Origin of the sequence: Sphingomonas kyeonggiensis, assembly GCF_014196745.1 — a bacterium.
GTDB lineage: Bacteria > Pseudomonadota > Alphaproteobacteria > Sphingomonadales > Sphingomonadaceae > Sphingomonas > Sphingomonas kyeonggiensis.
This window is the reverse complement of the sequence record NZ_JACIEH010000001.1, coordinates 1,100,148-1,119,716: the sequence shown is the minus strand read 5'-3', so window position 1 is coordinate 1,119,716 and position 19,569 is coordinate 1,100,148. Positions and strand designations below refer to the sequence as shown.

The following is a 19,569-nucleotide window of genomic DNA, read 5'->3' as shown; positions in this document are numbered from 1 at the left end:
CGCCCCTTCGAAACTGTCCATTTCGGCACGTCGCATTGTGGGACAATTGCGTTGCGGCGTAATAATATTATGTCTAAACGCAACACACGGAAACGAATCAAAAGAAAGAAGGAACATAAATGCGATTCGACGACATCGACGTGCGGATCCTCGGCCTGCTGCAGGATAATGGCCGAATGACCAATGTCGAACTAGCCGAACGCGTTGGGCTGACCGCGCCGCCATGCCTGCGCCGCGTGCGCGCGCTGGAGCAGCAGGGGGCGATCACCGGCTATCACGCTGCGCTCGATCCGGCCGCGCTCGGCTATAATCTCACCGTGTTCGCGATGGTCAGCCTGAAGAGCCAGGCCGAATCGGATCTGCGCGCCTTCGAGCAAATGGTCGCCGACATTCCCGAAGTCCGCGAATGCCACATGCTCAACGGCGAGATCGACTTCATCCTGAAGATCGTCGCCCCCGACCTGCAGAGCTTCCAGCACATCCTGACGACGCGTCTGACTCCGGCCCCGAACGTGGAGCATGTGAAGACCTCGCTCACCATCCGCACCTCCAAGGCGCTGCCGGGCGTCCCGGTCGCCTGAAGCCGCACCACCGGCGAAACGAAAAGAGGCGGCCCGAAAGCCGCCCCTTTCCTTTTTCAGGCTCCTGGCCGCGCTCAGCTGAGCGGCGGCGTGTCGAGCGAGACCTGCCAGAGCAGCGCGACGTTGACGAACGGGCCGGTCTTCACCGCCAGGAACGCCGACTTCGCCTCGTCCTTGCGGCCCAGGCGCTGCAGCGCGATGCCGCGGTGCAGGTTGATCTCGTTGGCGTCCGCACCGCCCTTGGCGAGCACCGCGTCATAGAGCTTGAGCGCGTTCGCGTTGTCGCCGGCGGCAAGCAGCGCGTCGGCATTGCCGGCGCCGCCCTGCGAAGCGAGCGCGGTGAGTGCCGGGCTGCTCTTCACGCCGGCCTGGGCCGCGGTGAAGGTGCGGTTCGCGTCCGCGTCGGTTGCCGGCAGCTTGCCGTTCTTGCGGCCTTCCTCGATCACCGAGATCGCTTCCCACGGCAGACCCGAGGACTGGGCGGCATAGGCGTAATCCGCATAGTCACCGCGATCGGCGAGCGAATTGGTGATGCGGCGCAGGCGATAGAGATCGATGCGCTCGGTCTTGGCCGCACGGTCGGTGCCCTTGGCGCCCTGACCGAGAATCTCGATCGCCCAGCGCCAGTTCTTCACCGTCGGATAGTCCTTCAGGTAATAGGCCAGCCAATCATAGGCGGTCTCGCGATTGCCGGTGGCGACCGCCTTCGGGATCGCGAACTGGTACCAGGCCTCCGGCGCCTTCTGGCCGCTGGCCTTGGCCGCTTCGATCGCGTTGCGCGCTTCGGCGGCAGCTTCGACGTTCTTGCCGGTGGCGGCATAGGCGTTCGCCATCATCAGCGGGATGTCGAGGTTCTTCTCGCCGAGCTCGCGGGCCTTCGCCATGTAGGTCAGGACGTCGGCGTGCTTCTTCTGCGATGCCGCGGCCTTGCCGAGCAGGAAGTTCAGACGCGCGGCATAGGCATTCTTGGCATCCGGCGCAGTGCGCGGGCTGACCGACAGGATCTGGAGCGCAGGGATCTGCGCATTCTCGTTTCCGCGGCCCAGCTCGAGCTGGAGACGCAGCCACGCCGAATAATATTTCTCGTCGTCGTTCTTCGCCGCGGCTTCGGCAGCGGTGATCGACGGCTCGGCAGTGGCCCAATCCTTGGCCTTGACCGCAGTCTCGGCAGCGGCGGCCGGCTTGCGGAACTCGTCGCTCACCTTGAGCGCGTTCGGATCTGCCTTCTTGTCGTCCTTCTTCTGCGCGGCGGCGGGTGCCACGGTAAGCGCAGTGGTGCCCAGCGACAGCACGGCGGCCAGCGCGAGCTTGGAAGCGAAGTTCATGCGAAACTCTCCATAGACGGGGAAAGAGCGGGGGGCTTTCGGGGCACCTCTAGTTGCCCGAAACGCGCCGTTCAAGCCGATCGCAGCAGCCGATGCCGGTTCTGCGATGAACGCGTCTTTAACAGGGAGGCTCCGCCTCCGCTCGTAAGGAAATGTTTCGACGACCGGTCGCGCGCGTTAACCACCTTACCGCACATATTTTGGTTGATGTGCATTAACCCTGTGCATAAGTTTGTGAACAGTACAGGTAACTTGTTGCGTTGAAGGGGCAAAAAATGGGGTCGCTGTTTCGCGGATGTGCACTTTGCGAGGTTGATGCGGATGGAAATCTGCTGCTGACCGAAAGCACCGCCCAGGCCCTGGGCCTACCCGCCACCGACGAGCCCCTGGTGCTTTCGGCTCATGAGCGCGACCAGTGCCTTGTCGGCTATGCGCGTGCCGATCTGCGGGAAATTCGTACCCGCTCGGGCGTGGATGCGCAGGCGACCGACACGAGCATGCGTCGCATACTCGGCATCGTCGATATGGAACCGCGCACCGAGCGCGGGCTCTCCCTTCCCGCCGCCATGCGCCAACATGGCAGGATCGAAAGCGTCGCGCTTGTCGTTGGCGCCGGTGACCGGTTCGAGATCTGGAACCCCCAGCTCGCCGCCGCCCAGAACGGCGTCAGCGCCAGCCCCTATGAATTCCCGGCGGTGACGTATCGCCATCCGCCGCGCGCAGGCACCCGCCGCCACCGTTCGGCACGCTATTGATGCGTTCGCTCCGCTGCCGGCTGCTCGAGCACGCCGCCATGCCCGGCCGGCTTCGCGACGGAGGCCGCGAATTCGCGATGTGCGTCCGCTGCGGCACCGACCTGGAACGCGCGGTCGGCAGTGAGGAATGGGCCGAAGTACCCGCGGGCGAAGCCATCGACTGGCGGCGTCGCGATGTCGGCTATACCGCTTCCGCCGTGGCAGCCCGGATGCAGACGCCCCCAGCCCCGCGTCGTCGCGAACCGCGCAATCCCGCCGCGGAGAGAGTTCGCGGCCAGCGCCGGGCACGCCCGCATCGCAGCGCATTGCTGGAACTCACCGGCCGCTTCGTGCTGGACAGCATCGCCTATCGCCTGCGCCGCCCGGCCGGGCCGACCACATCGCAGGCGACCCAGTTGACGGCGCCGTGGCCCGCTAGAGCAGCTTCTCGATCTCGGGGCCGATCGCGTCGGGGCTAGTCGTCGGCGCGAACCGCTCGACCGGATTGCCCTGGCGATCGACCAGGAACTTGGTGAAGTTCCACTTGATCCCCTTCGAGCCGAGCACGCCGGGAGCGGCCTTTTTCAGCGCCTCGAACAAGGGCGCGGCATCGGCGCCATTGACGTCGATCTTGGCATAGACCGGGAAGGTCACGTCATAGGTGAGCGAGCAGAAGTTCGCGATTTCCTCGGCATCGCCCGGCTCCTGCGCGCCGAACTGGTTGCAGGGAAAGGCAAGCACCGAGAAACCGCGATCCTTGTACTTGCGGTACAGCGCCTCGAGCCCGGCATATTGCGGGGTGAAGCCGCATTTGGAGGCGGTGTTGACGATCAGCAGTACTTCGCCGGCATGATCGGCGAGCGTGGCCTGCTCGCCGCCGGCCCGGGTCACGGGAATGTCGGTGATCGCGGTCATGCACCCTCTCCTTCGTAACGCGCCATCAGCAGCTCGATATTGCGGCGGACCCCGGGCCATTCATGCGCGAGGATCGAATAGACGACGCTGTCGCGGTGATGGCCGTTCAGGATCATGTGCCCGCGCAGCACCCCGTCGAAACGCGCGCCCAGCCGTTCGATGGCGCGGCGCGAGGCCTGGTTGAGGAAATCGGTGCGGATCTGGACGCAGTTGACTTCCAGCACCTCGAAGGCGTGGCGCAGCAGCATGTACTTCGCCTCGGTGTTGAGTCCGGTCCGCTGCACGCGCGGCGCATAGAGCGTGCCACCGATCTCGACGCGGCGATGCGTCCTGCTCATCCGCAGGAAGCGGGTCGCGCCCGAGATGCGCCCCTCGGCATCGAGCACGGTGAAGGGCAGGCCCCGCCCAGCCGCCACGTCATTCTCGACCCTGTCCATCCATGCATCGATGCTGGCGTCATCGGGCACGGTGGTGTGGAAGAGCTGGCGGAGACCGTCGAACGCCTGGAGCAGCCCGGCGCGGTCCGCGCGCGCCATCGGGCGAAGCGTGACGTGGCGGCCCGGCAAGGTCGGGACATCACGCCACGGGTTCACTCCAGATGCCCCTCGTGCAGCCGCACCACCCGGTCCATCCGCGCGGCGAGACGCTCGTTATGAGTCGCGATCAGGGCAGCCGAACCCTGGGTGCGGACCAGGCCGAGGAATTCGGCGAGCACCTTGTCCGAAGTGAGCTCGTCGAGATTGCCGGTCGGCTCGTCGGCCAGCACCAGCGAGGGCCGGTTGGCGAGCGCGCGGGCGACGGCGACGCGTTGCTGCTCGCCGCCCGAGAGCTGGCTCGGCCGGTGGGTCAGCCGATGGCCGAGGCCGAGCGCAGTGAGCAGTTCCTCGGCCCGCTTGTCGGCATCGGCCCGCAGCGCGCCGTGGATCATCTGCGGCAGCACGACATTCTCGAGCGCGTTGAAATCGGGCAGCAGGTGGTGGAACTGGTAGACGAAGCCGAGATGGTCGCGCCGCACGGCGGTACGCCCCGGGCTGTCCAGTTGCGCCGCTTCCTTGCCAGCGATGCGGATCGATCCCTGGAACCCGCCTTCGAGCAGTCCGACCGCCTGGAGCAAGGTCGACTTGCCCGAGCCCGAGGGGCCAAGCAGCGCCACGATCTCGCCCGGCTGCACGTCGAGATCGACGCCGCGCAGCACTTCGATCGTCTCGCCGCCCTGGCTGAAGCTGCGCTTGAGGCCGCGCGTTTGCAGGACCGGACCGGCGCCGTCCACGGCGCGTCCTTCAAAGCTATTCATAGCGCAGCACCTGCACCGGATCGGTGCTCGCGGCCTTCCAGGCGGGATAGAGAGTCGCGAGGAAGCAGAAGATCAATGCCATCACGCAGATGCCGATCGTCTGGGCAGGATCGGTCTTGGCGGGCAATTCGGTGAGGAAGCGCATCTGCGGGTCCCAGATGTTCTGGCCGGTGACCAGCCCGATGAACTTCACCACTCCCTCGCGGAACGTGATGAAGAGGAAGCCGAGCAGACCGCCCGCCGCCACACCCAGCGCGCCGATGGTGGTGCCCACGGTCACGAAGATACGCATCAACCCGCCCCGCGTCGCCCCCATGGTGCGCAACACGGCGATATCGCGCGTCTTGGCGCGCACCAGCATGATCAACGACGAGACGATGTTGAAGGCCGCCACGACCAGGATGATCGACAGCACGGTGAACGAAACCGTGCGATCGACCGTCAAGGCGTCGAACAGCTCCGAATTCATCATCCGCCAATCGGTGATCTGGCCGACCTGGCTCACCTTGTCGACGAGGGGCTGGAGTATCTCGCCCACCTTGTCCGGATTGGACGTCTCGAGTTCGATCATCGAAACGCCGTCGCCGAGCAGCAGCAGAGTCTGCGCATCCTCGATCGGCATGATCCCGTAGACCTCGTCGTAATCGTAGACGCCGACCTCGAAGACCGCGGCAACCTTGTACTTCACGATGCGCGGAACCGTGCCGAACGGCGTGGAGGAGCCGGCGGGATTGAAGATCGATATCTCGCTGCCGACCGTCGCGCCGAGCCCCTGCGCCAGCCGCGAGCCGATCGCGATCTGATCGCCGCCGGGCTTCAGGCTCTTGAACGACCCGATGATCTCCTTGCCCTTCAGCGTTGGGTTGCCGAGGATGTCCTGCATCTGCATGCCGCGCAGATTGATGAACTTGACCCGGCCATTATAGGTCGCGACGAGCGGCTGCTCGATCAGCGGCGTGGCGCTGGTGATGCCCGGCGTCTTCTTCGCCTCCTCCAGCACCCTGCGCCAGTCGCGCAGCTGACCGTCATAGCCCTGGATGACGGCATGGCCGTTGAGGCCGGTGATCTTGTCGAACAGCTCGGCGCGAAACCCGTTCATCACACTCATCACCACGATCAACGCGGCGACGCCGAGCATGACGGCGACCAGACTGAACCCGGCGACGATGGCGATGAACGCCTCGCTCCGCCCCGGCAGGAGATAGCGGCGGGCGATCATCCGCTCGTAACGTGAAATCAGCAGCATGCGGGTCTTGGCACTCACCCAGAAATCGGCTCGGCCTCTGATCTAGGGCAGATGGCAGCGAATTCCTACCACCAACCTTTATGTTGCCGATTCAACACAGGGTGACACCAATCTGCGCCTATCCCTTGTAATGCCAGTGACAAACACGGCCCGGGCGCCTAGCAAAACTCCTGTCGAAGCGCAGGCGAAAGGCCGTGGTTCGGGGAGGCTCCAAGCCCCGCTCGTAGGCAAGTACGAGTGTGCGGGCTGGGCCTGACAAAGGGGGCTGACGAGCATTCGTCACGCAGGCGCCCGGATCGGAAACGGTCCGGGCGTTTGCCGTTTCAGGGCCCCGAAATCCCCGTTTCAGACTAGCGACGACAGCGGACGCCAGGCCGATTGCTCTTCGGGTGTCGGCAGGCTCATGATGTGCGTCACGACACCGGGATGCAGCGGCGCGGCGAATTGCAACCCCGCTGCCGTCCGATCGCTCCACACCACCTTTGCCGGCAAGGGCTTGAAGCCGGGCAACCGAAGCACCGTTTCCATCCCCGTCGGCAGCAGGAAGCCGGTTTCGATCCGGCAACCGGCACGCGAAATCTCGACCAGCTTCACGTTCTGGAAGCACAGCCGCGATTCCTTGACCGTCGCAGCAAGGGCCACCGGCCAGCGCATCGCCTCGCGCCGGTCCACACCCTGGGTAATCTTCAATCCTCGTCTATCGCCACGCATTCCCGAAACCCCAGCTCCTATCCCCTACCCCACCAGAATCGGCTTACCGCAACGCAAGCCATTCACCCGAACCTCCGCCTGCCCGACTCCTACCCCGAGCAGCTTGGTCAGATCCGAAAGCACCGAATCCAGCGGCGCCGCCGCGCCCTGCAGCGCGGTTCCGACCGCCGAGGTCACCAGCGAAAGATTGATCCCGAGCCCCAGCGTATTGACCTGCAGATCCATGTTCCGGATCAGCGAGGCCGCCACCCCCTGCACCAGATCATTGGTCGAGACGGTATGCGGCGTGCCGGCGGATATCTCCTGCGCCGTGAAGGTGGTGCGCTGGGCACTCGCACCACCCAGCGAGACTTGTGCCTGGCCGGTCGCTTCGGCGAGCAGCGGAACCTTCACGAGCGCGGCGCGACGCGGGGTGAGGGCCGCATTGAAATTGCCCAGGGCGCCGGTATCGACATCGCCGATCGCCACCTGGCCGGCTGCGGTAGTGACGTCGAGGGTCACCGTTGCGGTCGATGGCGTCGGGCAGGAGATGCTGTGGAGCGACGCCTCGGCATTGGCCAACTCGACGAGTATCGGCAAATGGATCGACGCCGCGCTCAGCAAGCCGGTGCCGCCGACCCTGGTATCCATGTAGAGGCGGGCCTGGGCGGTCCGCACCTTGACGCTGCGGTCCTTGGTGACCGCGAGCCAGGGCGATTGCGCCGGCCGCTCGCCGATCGCGAGACTCACCTTGGTCGAGGCCACGCCCGGCACACCTGCCCCAAGGTCGAGGTCCACCTGCCGCTTGCCCGTGGCGAGCGACAGCATCTCCCGCACCAGCGCATAGGATTGCGCCTTGATCGCGCGCGACGGGTCCGCGCTGCTCTCGCCCGCCAATGGCCCCAGATCGATCAGCTTGGAAAGCTGCACGGTGACCGGCGGCACCCGCGCAGCGATGGAGCGGAGCGCGGTCTGGTTGCTGGAGCTTCCCGCAACCGCAGCCATCGCGTTCAGGGCCTTTGGCAATGTGACCCCGCTCGCCAGCGTCTCGCCAAAAGTCGCGCCCTGCAAATTCACCTGCGTGCGCAGCGCGTCTGAAAAGGCGAGAAGGTCGATATCGGCGTTCGCCAGCCCCTGATAGTCCATGACGGTCAGGCCGAGATCCGTTCCGGCCAGCCCGGAAAGGATCTGGCCGGGCAACCCGCCGCCCACCGAAGCGAGCCGAGACCCGATCGAGAAGGAAGCCAGGTCGACCCGTGCCGCGGTCGCCATCACCGAGACGCGTGCCGTCGGGCGACCGGTCAGGAACTTGCCGAAGAACAGCGGGACGTCCCGCCCCAAGGTGAGGCGGACCGCATTGCCGTCGCTCCCGCCCGCGACGAAACGGGTGGATGGTGCCAGGCTGCTGTCGGCCGAATAGACGCCCCGCTCGAGCTTCTCGATGCTCGCGTCGCCCGCCTGGTTCATCGCCATGGCGTTGCGCGCGGCGGCATCGACGTCCTGGCTGCCCGCCGCCCCCAGGGCCGCGGCGTCCGCGACGCCCTGCAGCCGACGCTTCTCGAGATAGAGCGAGCCGGTATCGACGGCCAGCGCCGCCGACCCGGCCATCATCACCAGGCCGCCAGCGAACAGCATCGTGATGTTCCCCCGACGATCGCCCGGCAGCCTGCTCAGGCGCGGGAAAAGCGACGCCAGGCGCTTCATGGCGCGGAAAGCGCCACGGTCGCGCTGCGCTCGATCACCTTGCCGGGCGGCGGCACCAGCTTGATCGAGAGCAGCGGGTCGTTCGACGCATCATAGGAGAGGTGCACCGTCAGCGTGCGGCCGTCATCGTCGACCAGCACGTCCATGCGCTCCGGCTTCAGCGCTCCGGTCTTGCGCAGATTGGCATCCAGGGCGGTGCGTGCCAGCGTGGCTCGCTCGCTGGGGTCCAGCCCTCCGATCGCAGCGCGTGCAGCCTCGTTCGCCGCCTGCTGCACGCTGTGCGCGCAAAGGAACCAGCCGCCATAGGTGACGATCCCGCTGATCAGGAGCAAGAGGATCGGAAGCGAGAACGCCATCTCGATCGCGGCGGCTCCGCGGCGGTCACGCCGCAGCCTTGCGCACCAATTACGCCATTTCGGATACATAATTCGCGACCGCGAGCACATGCCCGAGATTTGGCACAAAGATAACTTCTAAATCGCTTGCGACCGCGCGAGTCCGATATTCGCATTTTCGGTAAACTGTACGCTGTCGGGAAACGAGCAATTCACTCGGAATCAGACGAGGTTATTAATCTTCATACACGTCCAAGATGACACCCATTTACCATAAGGCTTGATTTGTATCATTCCTGTGATACTTTTCCCCTCTGGATTTCGGTAAATTGCACAATTATCGGGTTATCGCAGAAACGGCACGACAATCGTAGGTGGCTGAAAAACATTTGAGGGTTTCGCCCATGCAACGATCCTCTGCACAAACCGTTTCGTCTGCTGAACTTACGCGCAACTTTGCATATTGGCAGGATCGTGCGGCACATGGTCCCGTCACGATCACCTATCACGGCCGTCCACGCTATGTATTGCTGGCGGCCGAGAGCTGGGATGCGGAGCATGCGGTCGGCGAGCGAGAAAGCAACCAGCGCGAGCTGGAGTACAAGTTCCTCGTCGAGCATATGGATGGCGGGCTGCTGGTCGCCGATCCGGAGCTCAAGATCACCGACGTCTCCAGCGCGGCGGCGCTGATCCTGGGGCACACCCAGACTGCGCTGGTCGGCGCGCCGATCACCGACGCCCTGCCGACCTCGACGCACGTCACCCTGCTCTCCAGCTTGCGCCATGTCCTACGCAGCGGGGAACAGGCGCAGTTCGATCTCACCCTGGACGAGGGAAACGGGACACGGCTGCGTGTCCGTGCGGTTCCCTGGGTAGAAGGCGTCGCGCTGCTCATCCGCGTCAGCTACGAGAATGACGAGGAAGCGCGGCTCGCCGAGCAGACCGCGCTGGAGAAGGCACGCGTCGCGCATGGCCGGATCGAAGTGATCCGCCTGAGCGTACGCGGCACGGTGACGGTTGCCGAGATCGAATTCGCCAAGCTGGTCGGCCTGCCACGCGAGCGCATCCTCGGGTTGCGCTTCGTCGATCTGCTCGCGGTGCCCGATCGCACGGTCGCCCGCGACGCAGTCGAGAAGGTGCTGAGCGGACGCTCCGAAGCCGAGGCGTTCGATGCGCGGCTGCTATCCGGCGGGTCCGAGGAGATCGGCGCGCGCATCTCGATCGCTCCCCTCGCCAGCGGCTATGCGGTGGGAGGCGCGATCGTGATCGTCACGCTCGATCCCCAGGGCGAGACGGTTCAGTAGCAGGAAGGGCGCTTGAGCGCGGCGGTGCGCGACAGCGAGCGCCGGAAGGTCCCTATCACCTGGTTGGTGAGACCGTCGGGCCGGGTCACCACCACGGCCGTCAGCCGGCCGCAGGACAGGGTCTCCCCCGCCCAGTTGACGGCCCAGCCGATGCGCGGCCGGGCGTCGCTCCCGCCGTCCAGCGTGACGACGCCGTGGATCTCCGCCGGCGCGGCGCCGTCGATCTGCACGCGGGCAGCCTCGTTGAGGCGGGCAGCCCAGCCCCCGTCGCCGCCCTCTCCTGGCCGAAGCTGGACAAGCACGGCCTTGGTCCCGCTGCGCCTGGCCGGGTCGAGCGCCTGATCCTCGGGCTGGGCGGCCAGGGCCGGCCCCTGGCGCGCGACGTTCGATACGACATCGCTGACCTGCTTCACCCCGGTCAGGTCCGCGCGCGCCGCAATGCCGAGAAGCACGGTGATGACGCCCAGCACCAGCAGCGCCCGGATGCCGTTCGGAAGGGTCAGCCGCGAGAGGACCAGCACCGAGATGCAGAGTGAGGCGATCAGGCCGGCGTTGACGTAACCGCCCGAGACGAAAGCCGGCGAACTTACCCAGATCAGTCCGCCAAGAATCTGACAGGCAGAGACCAGCGCCGCGAGCAGGCCCGCGGTGCTGAAGCTTGGCATGGATTCAGACGACACGCGCATGATCCCCCCAATATAGGTGATAATCCTATCGGGGGTCGGTTAAGACCTTCTCAAATTGCGCCAGGCAAATCCACAATAAGAAGGGAGGCGGTGCGGGCGCCGCCTCCCTTCCCCAACCTCCCCCGGCCATGGCAGGAGGTCAGTCTCGCAAAGATCAGAAGCTCTTGCTGACCGTCAGGCCATAGGTCCTCGGGTCGCCGGGCTGGCCGACGATCAGGCCGGTGCTGCCGGACTGGACCGAGAGCAGCTCGAAATACTGCTTGTCGAAGACGTTGCGGACCCAGCCATAGATGTTGAAGTCCGCGCGCCGCCAGCCGAGCCGGACGTTGGACAGCGAATAGGCGTCGATCCAGGTATAGGCGGACTGCGACGGGTTGGACGAGAATTTCGAGCGCCAGCTGCCGTCATAGCCGAGATAGACATCGCCATCGCCCACCGGCTGGCGGACCTCGCCGCCCCAGCTCAACGACCATTTCGAGATGCCCGGCAGCACCTGGCCCGAGATGTTGCAATAGGGCCGGCTGTTGCCCCCGGGCGTGCCCGGCGCCGAGGGCGTACCGCTGAGATTGCCGCTCGAGTCGACGCTCAGCGCAGTGCCGCCGGAGAGCTCGGGCGGGCACGGCGCATTCTTGAAGTCGACATATTTCGCGTCGGTATAGGCGCCGTTGAAGTAGACGTTCGCCGCCCGGCTCGGGCGGAACGAGGCGTCCCATTCGAAGCCGCGCGAGCGCACCTTGCCGGCATTGGCGAGATAACCGCGGATCACGTTGATCGCGTTGTTGTTCACCGTCGCCTGGTAATCGGTGATCTCGGTCCAGAAACCGGCTGCGTTGAAGGTCAGGCGGCGATCGAGGAACTGGGTCTTCAGGCCGATCTCGAAGTGATTGACCTTTTCCGGCTTCACCGTCTGGGTGCTGAGATCGACGCCGGTGTTGGTCGAGTTCAGCGGCAGGCCGGACAGGTTGATGCCGCCCGACTTGAAGCTGCGCGCATAGGTCGCATAGGCGTGGATATCGGGCGTGAAGTCGTACGCCACGGTGATGTCGCCCGAGACGTTCCAGTCGCTGAACCGCGGGCTGTAGCGCTGCGGTGCCAACGTGTTGGTCTGGTTGAGGAAGGTCGTGCGCCCCGCGCTCGGGTTCGGGAAGGCAGCCAGCAATGCAGCGACATTGTCGGCGGTGGCAGTGAAGTTGAACTGCGCGTTGCGGATGCTGACGACCGAGTCGTAATAGCCGGACTTCTTGTCGTAGTTCAGCCGCAGGCCCGGTGCGACGTGGAAGCCGTCGACCGGCTCCCAGTTGAGCTTGCCGAACAGCGCGAAGCTGGTGTTGTCGAAGTTGATCGTGTTGGTCGAGGTCAGGCCGTTGAGCACGTTCGGATTGAGCGCATCGGCACCCGAAAGCAGCCATCGGCTCGCCGCCGGGCCCTGAACCTGCGACCCCTGGGTGTTGATCGTCTGGTGGAAGAAGAAGGCGCCGAGCGTATAGTCGAGCCGGCCGTCACCATTTGAGGCGAGGCGCAATTCCTGGCTGAACTGCTTCTGCTGCGACGGGTTCTGCGACACGGTGGTGATCGGCAAGCCGATGAAATCGCGGTCGTTCTTCGGCTGCCAGTCCCAATAGCGCCAGGCCGAGACCGAAGTCAGCGTCGCCGGACCGAGGTTCCAGTTGGCGACCAGCGAGGCGCCGCCGATTTCCTGGCGCGAATTGATCTCTGCATCGAGATCGGTCTTGCGATCGAACGGATCGGTGCTGGGCGGGGCATAGCCGAGCGCCGTCGCCAGCGCGGCGTACTGGCGGGCGAGCGGGCGCTGGGTGGCGCCGACCCGGGCATAATATTGCACGCAGCACAGCGGGTTCTGGAGGTTCCAGTCGCCGGCGAAGGTGAGGTCGATATCCTCGTTCACCTTCCAGAGCAGCTGGCCGCGGAAGCTGCTGGTGCGCTGCTTGTGCAGGTCCTCGCCGGTGCGGACATTGTCGATCGTCCCCTCACGGCTGGTCAGCGCGCTGGAAATGCGCAGCGCCACATTGTCGCTGAGCGGGCCCGAGACCGAGGCCTTGGCCGTGATCTGGTCGTAGCTGCCGATGCCGAACTCGATCTTGGCCTCGGGCGTGAAGCTGGGCGCGCGGGTGGTGATGTTGATCGCACCGGCCGTGGTGTTCTTGCCGTAGAGCGTGCCCTGCGGACCGCGCAGCACCTCGACCCGCTCGACATCGACGAAGTCGAAGGTCGAGGCGCCGATGCGGCCGATATAGACCTGGTCGAGATAGAAGCCGACGCCCTGCTCGATGCCGTCATTGGTGAGGCCGAACGGCGCGCCCAAGCCACGGATATTGATGGCGGAATTGCGCGGATTGCTCGAATAGAACTGCACCGCCGGCAGCGCGGTCTGGAGCCGGTTGAGGTTGGTGTTGCCGCTGTTCTCGATCGTCGAGCCGCCGATCACCGAGATGGCGATCGGCACGTCCTGCACCTTTTCCTCGCGACGGCGCGCGGTGACGACGATCTCGCCGCCGCTGCTCTGCTGCGCCGGCTTGGCCTGCTCTTCGTCGGCGGAAACCGCAGGAACCGGATCGTCACGCAGGACCCCGGCAGGTGCCGGAGCGGTACTGGCCAAGAGTAGCAGCGAAAGCGAAGCAAGGCTCATCAGGTTTCCCCCTCAATATGTCGCGCCTAATCTCCACTCATTTAATGGATATTAGCGAACAAGGAGATGTTTAGCCATGCCTAGCGCTGGTTGATCGCCGCTTTCGCCCCTCGTTTCGGCGCACCTTGAAAGCCGCAATCTCCAACACGATCTGAGTTGAGCGGCGCCGTAACGGGCCGCGAAAACCGCGGCGTCGCGGACATCCGGACGCCGGCAAAGTTGATCAATTCGCTCACGAATAGAGGTCTTGATATGCGCCAGTTCGATTTCACTCCCTTCCGCCGCTCGACCATCGGATTCGACCGGCTGTTCGACCTGCTCGAGGCCAGCGCCCGGGCCCAGGCTTCCGAGAATTATCCCCCGTTCAACCTCGAGCGCGTCGCCGAGGACCGCTACCGGATCACGATCGCCGTCGCCGGCTTCAAGGCGGACGAGATCGACATCACCGCGCAGCAGAACCTGCTGCTGGTGGCCGGCCGCAAGCGCGAGGAGAACGAGAACAACCAGGGCGCCTATCTGCACCTGGGCATCGCCACCCGCAGCTTCGAGCGCCGTTTCGAGCTGGCCGACTTCGTCCGGGTCGAGCGCGCCGACCTTGCCGACGGCCTGCTGGTGATCGAGCTGGTCCGCGAGGTGCCCGAGGCGATGAAGCCCAAGAAGATCGCCGTGAACGGCACGCAGCCGACGCCGATCGTGCATCGCGAGGCCAACGCGGCCTGACCCACCCCACCACGGCTCGCGACGTCTTCCTCCCTTTGGACGTCGCAGCGGGGGGCGCCTGAACTCCGGTTCGGGCGCCCTTTGCGTTTGCGCGCGATGTGCCGTCCCGCGCCTTCGCCGGGATGACGGTTTGGGGTGGACGGCGACGCCATGACGCAAAAGAGGGGAAGGCTTTCGCCTTCCCCTCTCCTTGTGCTCGCGGGTTCAATATAGCGCTAAATCAGGTCTCCGACCCAATCACGCGCAATTTACCCGGTTCAGAACGTCGCCCAGTCGTCGGTCCGGGTGAGCGCGGAGACTGCTGCCGCCGGCAACGGCTTGACCGGCGAGACATAGCCGGGGGCGACCTTCTCGCGAATGCCGGCCGCAGGCGCGCTCGGGCGGCGGGCTGCATTGCCCGAGCCGATGTTGAACGCCGAGGCCTGTTCCGAGAGCTGCCGGACTTCCGAGCTGAGGTTGCGCGCGGCAGCCGAGGTCTCCTCGACCATCGCGGCGTTCTGCTGGGTCGACTGGTCCATCGTCGTGATCGCGACGGCGATCTGGGTGACGGCAGCCGACTGCGCCTCATTGTCGCTGGCGATGTTGGCGAGCAGGTCATGCACCTGGTCGACGTCGCCCGAGATGGCGACGAGCGCGCCATCCACCTTCTGCACCATCTCCACCGCGGCACCGATGTCGGTCTGGGTTGCGGTCAGCTGGTCGCGGGCGCGGCCGGCCTCTTCCTCGGCGCGCATGGCGAGCGCGGAGACCAGGTCGGCGACGACGGCGAAGCCACGGCCGGCCTCGCCGGCGCGGCCAGCCTCGACCGCGGCGTTCATTGCAAGCACGCGCGTCTGGAAGGCGATCTTGTCGAGGCCCTCGATCACGCTGTCGATGCCCTTGGCGGATTCGCTGACGCGGGTCATCGCCTGGACGGCCTCGTCGGCGACCGAACGGCCATCGCCGACGGTCGAGATCGCCTGGTCGGCGCGGGTGAGCGTGTTGCCGGCGGCCTTGGCGGTCGCCTTGAGGCGGTCGTCCATCTGGCTGATCGCGGCCGAGGTCTCCTCGAGCGAAGCGGCATTGCTCTCGGTGCGGCGGGCAAGGTCCTCCGAAGCCTGGGCGATTTCGCCCGAGCCGGTGCGGATGCTCGCGGCGCCTTCGACGACCGAGCCGATCAGCGTACGCAGGGCGCTCAGCGCCGAGTTGAAATTGGCCTTGAGCGCAACATAGTCGGAAGCGAACTCGCTGCGGATCTCGGCGGTCAGATCGCCCTTCGCCAGGCTGTCCAGCCCGTTGGTGAGCTCGGTGACGACATGCTTCTGCTCGGCATCGGCGACCAGCTTGGCAGCATCGGCCTTTTCCTTGGCCACCGCGGCATCGCGGAACACCAGCACTGCCTTGGCCATGCCACCGACCTCGTCCTTGCGCTCGGTGCCGGGCACGTCGATCGAATTCTCGCCACCCGCCAGGCGGCCCATCAGCGAGGTCATGTTCCGGATCGGCCGCGCGATCATCGTGGTGAGCAGCCAGCCGAGCAGAACCGCCATCGCGATACCGAAGGCGCCGCCGAGGACGAGCGCGGTGCTGGCGCCGGCGCGGGCATCCGCCTCGAGCTTGCGGGTGGAGGCAATGCGCTCGTCCTGCACCTTGTCGATCTCGCCCATGACCTCGCGGATCTTGCCGAGCTGCTTGACGCCGGCGAGCTGCTGGGCCTCGCCCTGCGTCGCCGGGTTCCTGGCGAGATCGGCCATGTGATCGAGCTTGCCGTTGAGTTCATCGACCGCGCTCATCAACCGGTCCAGGCGCGCCTTCTGCTCCGGAATCTGGGTCTTGGCGCGGAAGGCGTCGGCGGCCAGGCCGACCTTCTTGCGGGCCTCAACAGAGCTGGCCAGGAATTCCGGCTTGCGCAGGATCACATAGGCGCGGATCGCGCTCTGCTGCTCCAGGATCTGGTTCATGATGTCGCCGGCGCTGGCCGTGACGTCGAAGGCGCGCTCCTTGTCCTCGGAGGCGGCGCCCACCGTCTGGAGGCTGGAGAAGAGCAGCCAGCCGATCCCGGCGAAGATGCAGACGAGCGTGACGAAGGCTACCGCGAGCTTGCGCGGTATCGGCATGTCCTGAATAATCATTGTTCCTCCCAACCGGCCCAGGAGGGCCGGCATCCGAATGTCATTCGGGCAAGAAACGAGGAGCCTGCGAGCGGAGGGCCGTTTCGATCTATCCCATCCAAGTCATAGGACGCGGCCGGATGATAGGTTCAAAATGGAGTGAAATATTTTTCCAGATTGTTTCCGGATTGAGGCTCGCGCTTTTCCGGAAAGCCGAAACTAGCGCGACTGTGGAGCGCCCATCAGCCAGGGCTTCACATAGCCGGTCGGCTTCGCCTTGCCGTCGAGGCGCTCGACGCGGAGGATCTGGACCGGCTTCAGGATCATCTGGTCCTTCATCGCGTCGCGGCCGCCACCGGTGGGCATTGCCAGCATGCGCTTCACCACGTCCATTCCGGAAATCACCTTACCGAAAGCCGCGAAGCCCTTGAACGGGCCGCGGGCGTCGAGCCCCGGATTGGGGCCGACCATGATCGAGAAGTTGCAATTCGCGCCGTCCGGGTTCGGACCGTGCGCCATCGAGATCGTGGCGTCGAGATGGTGGATGCCGGTCTGCGTCGTCGATTCGAGCGGTACCGAAGGGAGCATGCGCCGCGCATCGGTGCCGATGCCGCCCTGGACGAAGCCCTGGCCCGGATTCCCCTTGCGCCGAGCCGAGCGGTAGAATTGCGTGCCGTCGAGCCGGCCGTCATCGACATAGGCCATGAAGTTGGCGACCGTCTTCGGCGCACGCTTCGCATCGAGCGCGACGGTGATGTTCCCCGCCGAAGTGACGATCCGGACGCGGACCGTGGCAGGCTCCTGCGGCGCGGCGGCGGCGGCGGTGAGGAAAAGGGCGAGGACGGCGAACAGGATACGCATGGGGTATCCCGCTAGTCGAAAGCGACGGGGAAACGCAATTCCTCCCCGAGCTTGTCTCGGGGAGGGGAACCGCGCGACGCAGTCTCCTGGTGGAGGGGCTGGCGCGGGAGCGCCGGTGTCCGGCGCGCCCACCGCTTTGGGCCGCGGCCCCCTCCCCCAGCAAGCTGGGGGGAGGAATTGTCGAACGTGCCAGTCTAGGCCGCCGAATAGTCCATTCGCTCGAGATCCTCGATCAGGCCCGGGCCGACCGGTTCCCAGCCCAGGCGGGCGCGGGTCTTGGCGCTCGATGCCAGCATGTCGAGCCCCATGAAGATGCTGAGCCAGCCGAAATGCTGACCGGCCTCCTCCGGGGTGAGCGAGCGGACAGGGAGGCCCAGGCCGGCGCCGACCGTCTCGGCGATCGTGCGGGCGGCGATGCCCTCCTCCGCTACCGCATTGTAGCGCGCGCCCTTCTCGCCCCGGTCGAGCGCGAGGACATAGAGCTTCGCCACGTCGAGGACGTGTGCGGCGGGCCAGCGATTGGCGCCCTCGCCGACATAGGCGGCCAGGCCCTTCTCGCGGGCATTGACGATATAGGGCGTGATCAGGCCCTGCTTCGCCGTGTCATGGACCTGGGGAAGCCGGACCACGCGAACATCGACGCCCGCTTCGAGCAGCTTCTGCCCGGTCTGCTCGGAGATCATGCGGGGATTGGGATGCTCGCGGGCGAAGACGTCCTCGTCGGCGGGCTGGCCGGCGACGGCATTGCCCATGCCGGTGCCCGAGGTGATGAGCAGCGGACGGCCGGTGCCCTTGAGCGCCTCGCCCATCGCGGCAATCACCCGGCCGTCCTTCTCGCAATTGGCGACGAAGTTGGCGAAGTCGTGGTCGAAGGCGGTGTGGATCACCGCGTCCGCGGCGTCCGCGCCGGCGCGCAGGCTGTCGAGGTCCTCCAGCGTGCCGCGATGCACCTCGGCACCCTGGGCGGCGAGCGCGGCGGCGCCGGTGTCGCTGCGCGTGAGGCCCAGCACCTGATGGCCGGCGGCGAGCAGTTCGGGGACGATGCGCGAGCCGATGAAGCCGGTGGCGCCGGTGAGGAAGACACGCATGGGATACTCCGTTCGTTGTTCGGAGCAGTTGTGGGCCCTGCCTATTTCCTGTTAAAGTAGTGACATTATCCTAGTATAACGACTGACAGGCTATGCCTCAGGACAGCTTCACTCCCCTTGGCAAGTTCCTGCGCGACCGGCGCACCCGGCTCGACCCGGCGAGTTTCGGATTCGGCAGCGGACGACGGCGCACGCCGGGCCTCAGGCGTGAGGAAGTGGCGCAGCGATCGAACATCAGCCCGACCTGGTACACCTGGCTCGAGCAGGGCCGCGGCGGCGCACCTTCGGCCGACGTGCTCGACCGGATCGCATCGGGTCTGATGCTCACCGAACCCGAGCGCGAGCATATGTACATGCTCGCCTTCGGGCATCCGCCGGAGGCCAGGTATCGCGGGACGGAGGGGATCACGCCACGATTGCAGCGCGTGCTCGACGCGATGCCGGTGCCGGCGATGATCCGCACCGCGACCTGGGACGTGGTCGCCTGGAACGCGGCGGCCGCGGTGGCGCTGACCGACTATGGCGCGGTGCCGGTGGAGCAGCGCAACATCCTGCGGCGGATGTTCTCCGACTCGCGGCTGCAGGCGGCGCAGGAGGATTGGCTGAGCGTGGCACGCTATGTCGTCGCCTCGTTCCGGGCGGACGTGACGCGGGCCGGCGCCTCGCAGGAGATCAGCGCGCTGGTCGAGGAACTGTCGCGGACCAGTGCCGAGTTCGACGCGCTGTGGCGCAACAACGACGTCGCCGGGCAGCAGGGCGACGGGGTGAAAAGGCTGCGGCATCCCGAGATGGGCACGATCGAGCTGGAATTCTCGACCTTCGCGGTGGAGGGCCGGCCGGAGCTCAACCTGATGATCTACAACCCTGTGGCGCCCGAGGTGGCGGCGAGGATCGGGGAGATGGCGGCGGTGCGGGCTATTTCTGCCTGACGAAGCTATAGTCGCGCCCGTCGTCGCTCCCGTACAGATGGAGCGCCTTCGCTTCGTTGCGCGGTGCCCAGGACGGGTGGTCGAACTCTACGAACACCTGGCCTCCCCCGAATTCAACCCTGCCGCGCCGGACGCGGATTCCGACTTTGACGACGATCTGTGTTCCGGACTTCCCGTCCGCGACGAGATAGCGAGTCGCCTGTCCATCGGCGGTCGCCACACCGTCCCGCAGGACCAATGTGGTACAGCAGGCATTGACATAGGTGCCGTTGGCCCAGTCTTGCGGCGGCGCGTAAGGCGGCATGACCAGCCAGATCAGAACGAAGACGAAGAGCAGGCCCGGCGCCAGCACGAGCAGCATCCCGCGGCGGAGCGCGTTCAGCGTCGCCAGGTCTTCCGGAGTATCGCGCAGGCGCATGC

General features: G+C 65.9%; 19 protein-coding genes. 5 read left to right on the top strand and 14 right to left on the bottom strand.

The genetic code is table 11. The annotated features are described in order from the left end of the window. The first annotated feature begins 119 nt into the window (after positions 1-119). On the top strand, positions 120-581 hold the full coding sequence (locus GGR46_RS05430) for an Lrp/AsnC family transcriptional regulator (protein ID WP_183995261.1): 462 nt from the start codon (positions 120-122) through the stop codon (positions 579-581). A gap of 74 nt (positions 582-655) precedes the next feature. On the opposite strand, the gene GGR46_RS05425 is transcribed toward GGR46_RS05430, so the two are convergent. Continuing rightward, a complete protein-coding gene (locus tag GGR46_RS05425) occupies positions 656-1,906 on the bottom strand; it encodes a hypothetical protein (protein ID WP_183995259.1) in 1,251 nt (416 codons plus the stop codon). Positions 1,907-2,181: 275 nt separating this feature from the next. Here GGR46_RS05425 and GGR46_RS05420 point away from each other — a divergent pair, with 275 nt between their 5' ends. Continuing rightward, a complete protein-coding gene (locus tag GGR46_RS05420) occupies positions 2,182-2,661 on the top strand; it encodes a division/cell wall cluster transcriptional repressor MraZ (RefSeq protein WP_183995257.1) in 480 nt (159 codons plus the stop codon). Positions 2,662-3,075: 414 nt separating this feature from the next. Here the strand turns inward: GGR46_RS05420 and GGR46_RS05415 are convergent, their stop codons facing one another. From GGR46_RS05415 to GGR46_RS05385, 7 genes are all read right to left on the bottom strand, one after another. Next, complete coding sequence (locus GGR46_RS05415; RefSeq protein WP_183995255.1) at positions 3,076-3,555, bottom strand: glutathione peroxidase; 480 nt, start codon at positions 3,553-3,555, stop codon at positions 3,076-3,078. Then, a complete protein-coding gene (locus tag GGR46_RS05410; protein ID WP_343058027.1) occupies positions 3,552-4,148 on the bottom strand; it encodes a GNAT family N-acetyltransferase in 597 nt (198 codons plus the stop codon). The genes GGR46_RS05415 and GGR46_RS05410 overlap by 4 nt, the downstream gene beginning before the upstream one ends. Further along, a complete protein-coding gene (locus GGR46_RS05405; protein ID WP_183995253.1) occupies positions 4,145-4,849 on the bottom strand; it encodes an ABC transporter ATP-binding protein in 705 nt (234 codons plus the stop codon). The genes GGR46_RS05410 and GGR46_RS05405 overlap by 4 nt, the downstream gene beginning before the upstream one ends. Further along, on the bottom strand, positions 4,842-6,092 hold the full coding sequence (locus GGR46_RS05400; RefSeq protein ID WP_183996779.1) for a lipoprotein-releasing ABC transporter permease subunit: 1,251 nt from the start codon (positions 6,090-6,092) through the stop codon (positions 4,842-4,844). The genes GGR46_RS05405 and GGR46_RS05400 overlap by 8 nt, the downstream gene beginning before the upstream one ends. 348 nt (positions 6,093-6,440) lie before the next feature. Further along, entirely contained in the window at positions 6,441-6,806 is a 366-nt protein-coding gene (locus GGR46_RS05395) for a PilZ domain-containing protein (RefSeq protein WP_281396559.1), read from the bottom strand. Between the two features lie 24 nt (positions 6,807-6,830). Continuing rightward, positions 6,831-8,420 carry a TadG family pilus assembly protein gene (locus GGR46_RS05390; RefSeq protein WP_221262560.1) on the bottom strand — a complete coding sequence of 530 codons (1,590 nt, stop codon included), beginning with the start codon at positions 8,418-8,420 and terminating at the stop codon, positions 6,831-6,833. Between the two features lie 65 nt (positions 8,421-8,485). Continuing rightward, positions 8,486-8,914: a TadE/TadG family type IV pilus assembly protein gene (locus tag GGR46_RS05385; protein WP_281396558.1), complete on the bottom strand. Its 429-nt coding sequence runs from the start codon at positions 8,912-8,914 to the stop codon at positions 8,486-8,488. Between the two features lie 314 nt (positions 8,915-9,228). On the opposite strand from GGR46_RS05385, the gene GGR46_RS05380 reads away from it, so the two are divergent. Continuing rightward, positions 9,229-10,128, top strand: a complete 900-nt coding sequence (locus GGR46_RS05380) for a PAS domain-containing protein (protein ID WP_183995245.1) — start codon at positions 9,229-9,231, stop codon at positions 10,126-10,128. Here the strand turns inward: GGR46_RS05380 and GGR46_RS05375 are convergent. Both GGR46_RS05375 and GGR46_RS05370 read right to left on the bottom strand, forming a co-directional pair. Then, positions 10,122-10,808 carry a hypothetical protein gene (locus tag GGR46_RS05375; RefSeq protein WP_183995243.1) on the bottom strand — a complete coding sequence of 229 codons (687 nt, stop codon included), beginning with the start codon at positions 10,806-10,808 and terminating at the stop codon, positions 10,122-10,124. The genes GGR46_RS05380 and GGR46_RS05375 overlap by 7 nt on opposite strands. 160 nt (positions 10,809-10,968) lie before the next feature. Continuing rightward, the gene (locus GGR46_RS05370; RefSeq protein WP_183995241.1) at positions 10,969-13,461 is read right to left on the bottom strand and encodes a TonB-dependent receptor; all 2,493 of its coding nucleotides are present in this window, start codon (positions 13,459-13,461) and stop codon (positions 10,969-10,971) included. Between the two features lie 252 nt (positions 13,462-13,713). Between GGR46_RS05370 and GGR46_RS05365 the strand changes: the two genes are divergently transcribed. Further along, complete coding sequence (locus tag GGR46_RS05365) at positions 13,714-14,181, top strand: Hsp20 family protein (protein WP_183995239.1); 468 nt, start codon at positions 13,714-13,716, stop codon at positions 14,179-14,181. Positions 14,182-14,438: 257 nt separating this feature from the next. Here GGR46_RS05365 and GGR46_RS05360 read toward each other — a convergent pair whose 3' ends face one another. The 3 genes from GGR46_RS05360 to GGR46_RS05350 all read right to left on the bottom strand — a co-directional run bounded on the left by GGR46_RS05360 (position 14,439) and on the right by GGR46_RS05350 (position 18,220). Further along, on the bottom strand, positions 14,439-16,292 hold the full coding sequence (locus GGR46_RS05360) for a methyl-accepting chemotaxis protein (RefSeq protein ID WP_183995237.1): 1,854 nt from the start codon (positions 16,290-16,292) through the stop codon (positions 14,439-14,441). Between the two features lie 198 nt (positions 16,293-16,490). Then, positions 16,491-17,132, bottom strand: a complete 642-nt coding sequence (locus GGR46_RS05355) for a peptidylprolyl isomerase (RefSeq protein WP_183995235.1) — start codon at positions 17,130-17,132, stop codon at positions 16,491-16,493. Between the two features lie 194 nt (positions 17,133-17,326). Beyond that, positions 17,327-18,220 carry an SDR family oxidoreductase gene (locus GGR46_RS05350; protein ID WP_183995233.1) on the bottom strand — a complete coding sequence of 298 codons (894 nt, stop codon included), beginning with the start codon at positions 18,218-18,220 and terminating at the stop codon, positions 17,327-17,329. 92 nt (positions 18,221-18,312) lie between these two features. Here GGR46_RS05350 and GGR46_RS05345 point away from each other — a divergent pair, with 92 nt between their 5' ends. Continuing rightward, positions 18,313-19,149 (top strand): helix-turn-helix transcriptional regulator, encoded by an 837-nt coding sequence (locus tag GGR46_RS05345; protein WP_183995231.1) that lies wholly within the window; start codon positions 18,313-18,315, stop codon positions 19,147-19,149. Here GGR46_RS05345 and GGR46_RS05340 read toward each other — a convergent pair. Then, positions 19,136-19,567, bottom strand: a complete 432-nt coding sequence (locus tag GGR46_RS05340) for a hypothetical protein (RefSeq protein ID WP_183995229.1) — start codon at positions 19,565-19,567, stop codon at positions 19,136-19,138. The genes GGR46_RS05345 and GGR46_RS05340 overlap by 14 nt on opposite strands. Positions 19,568-19,569 lie beyond the last annotated feature (2 nt).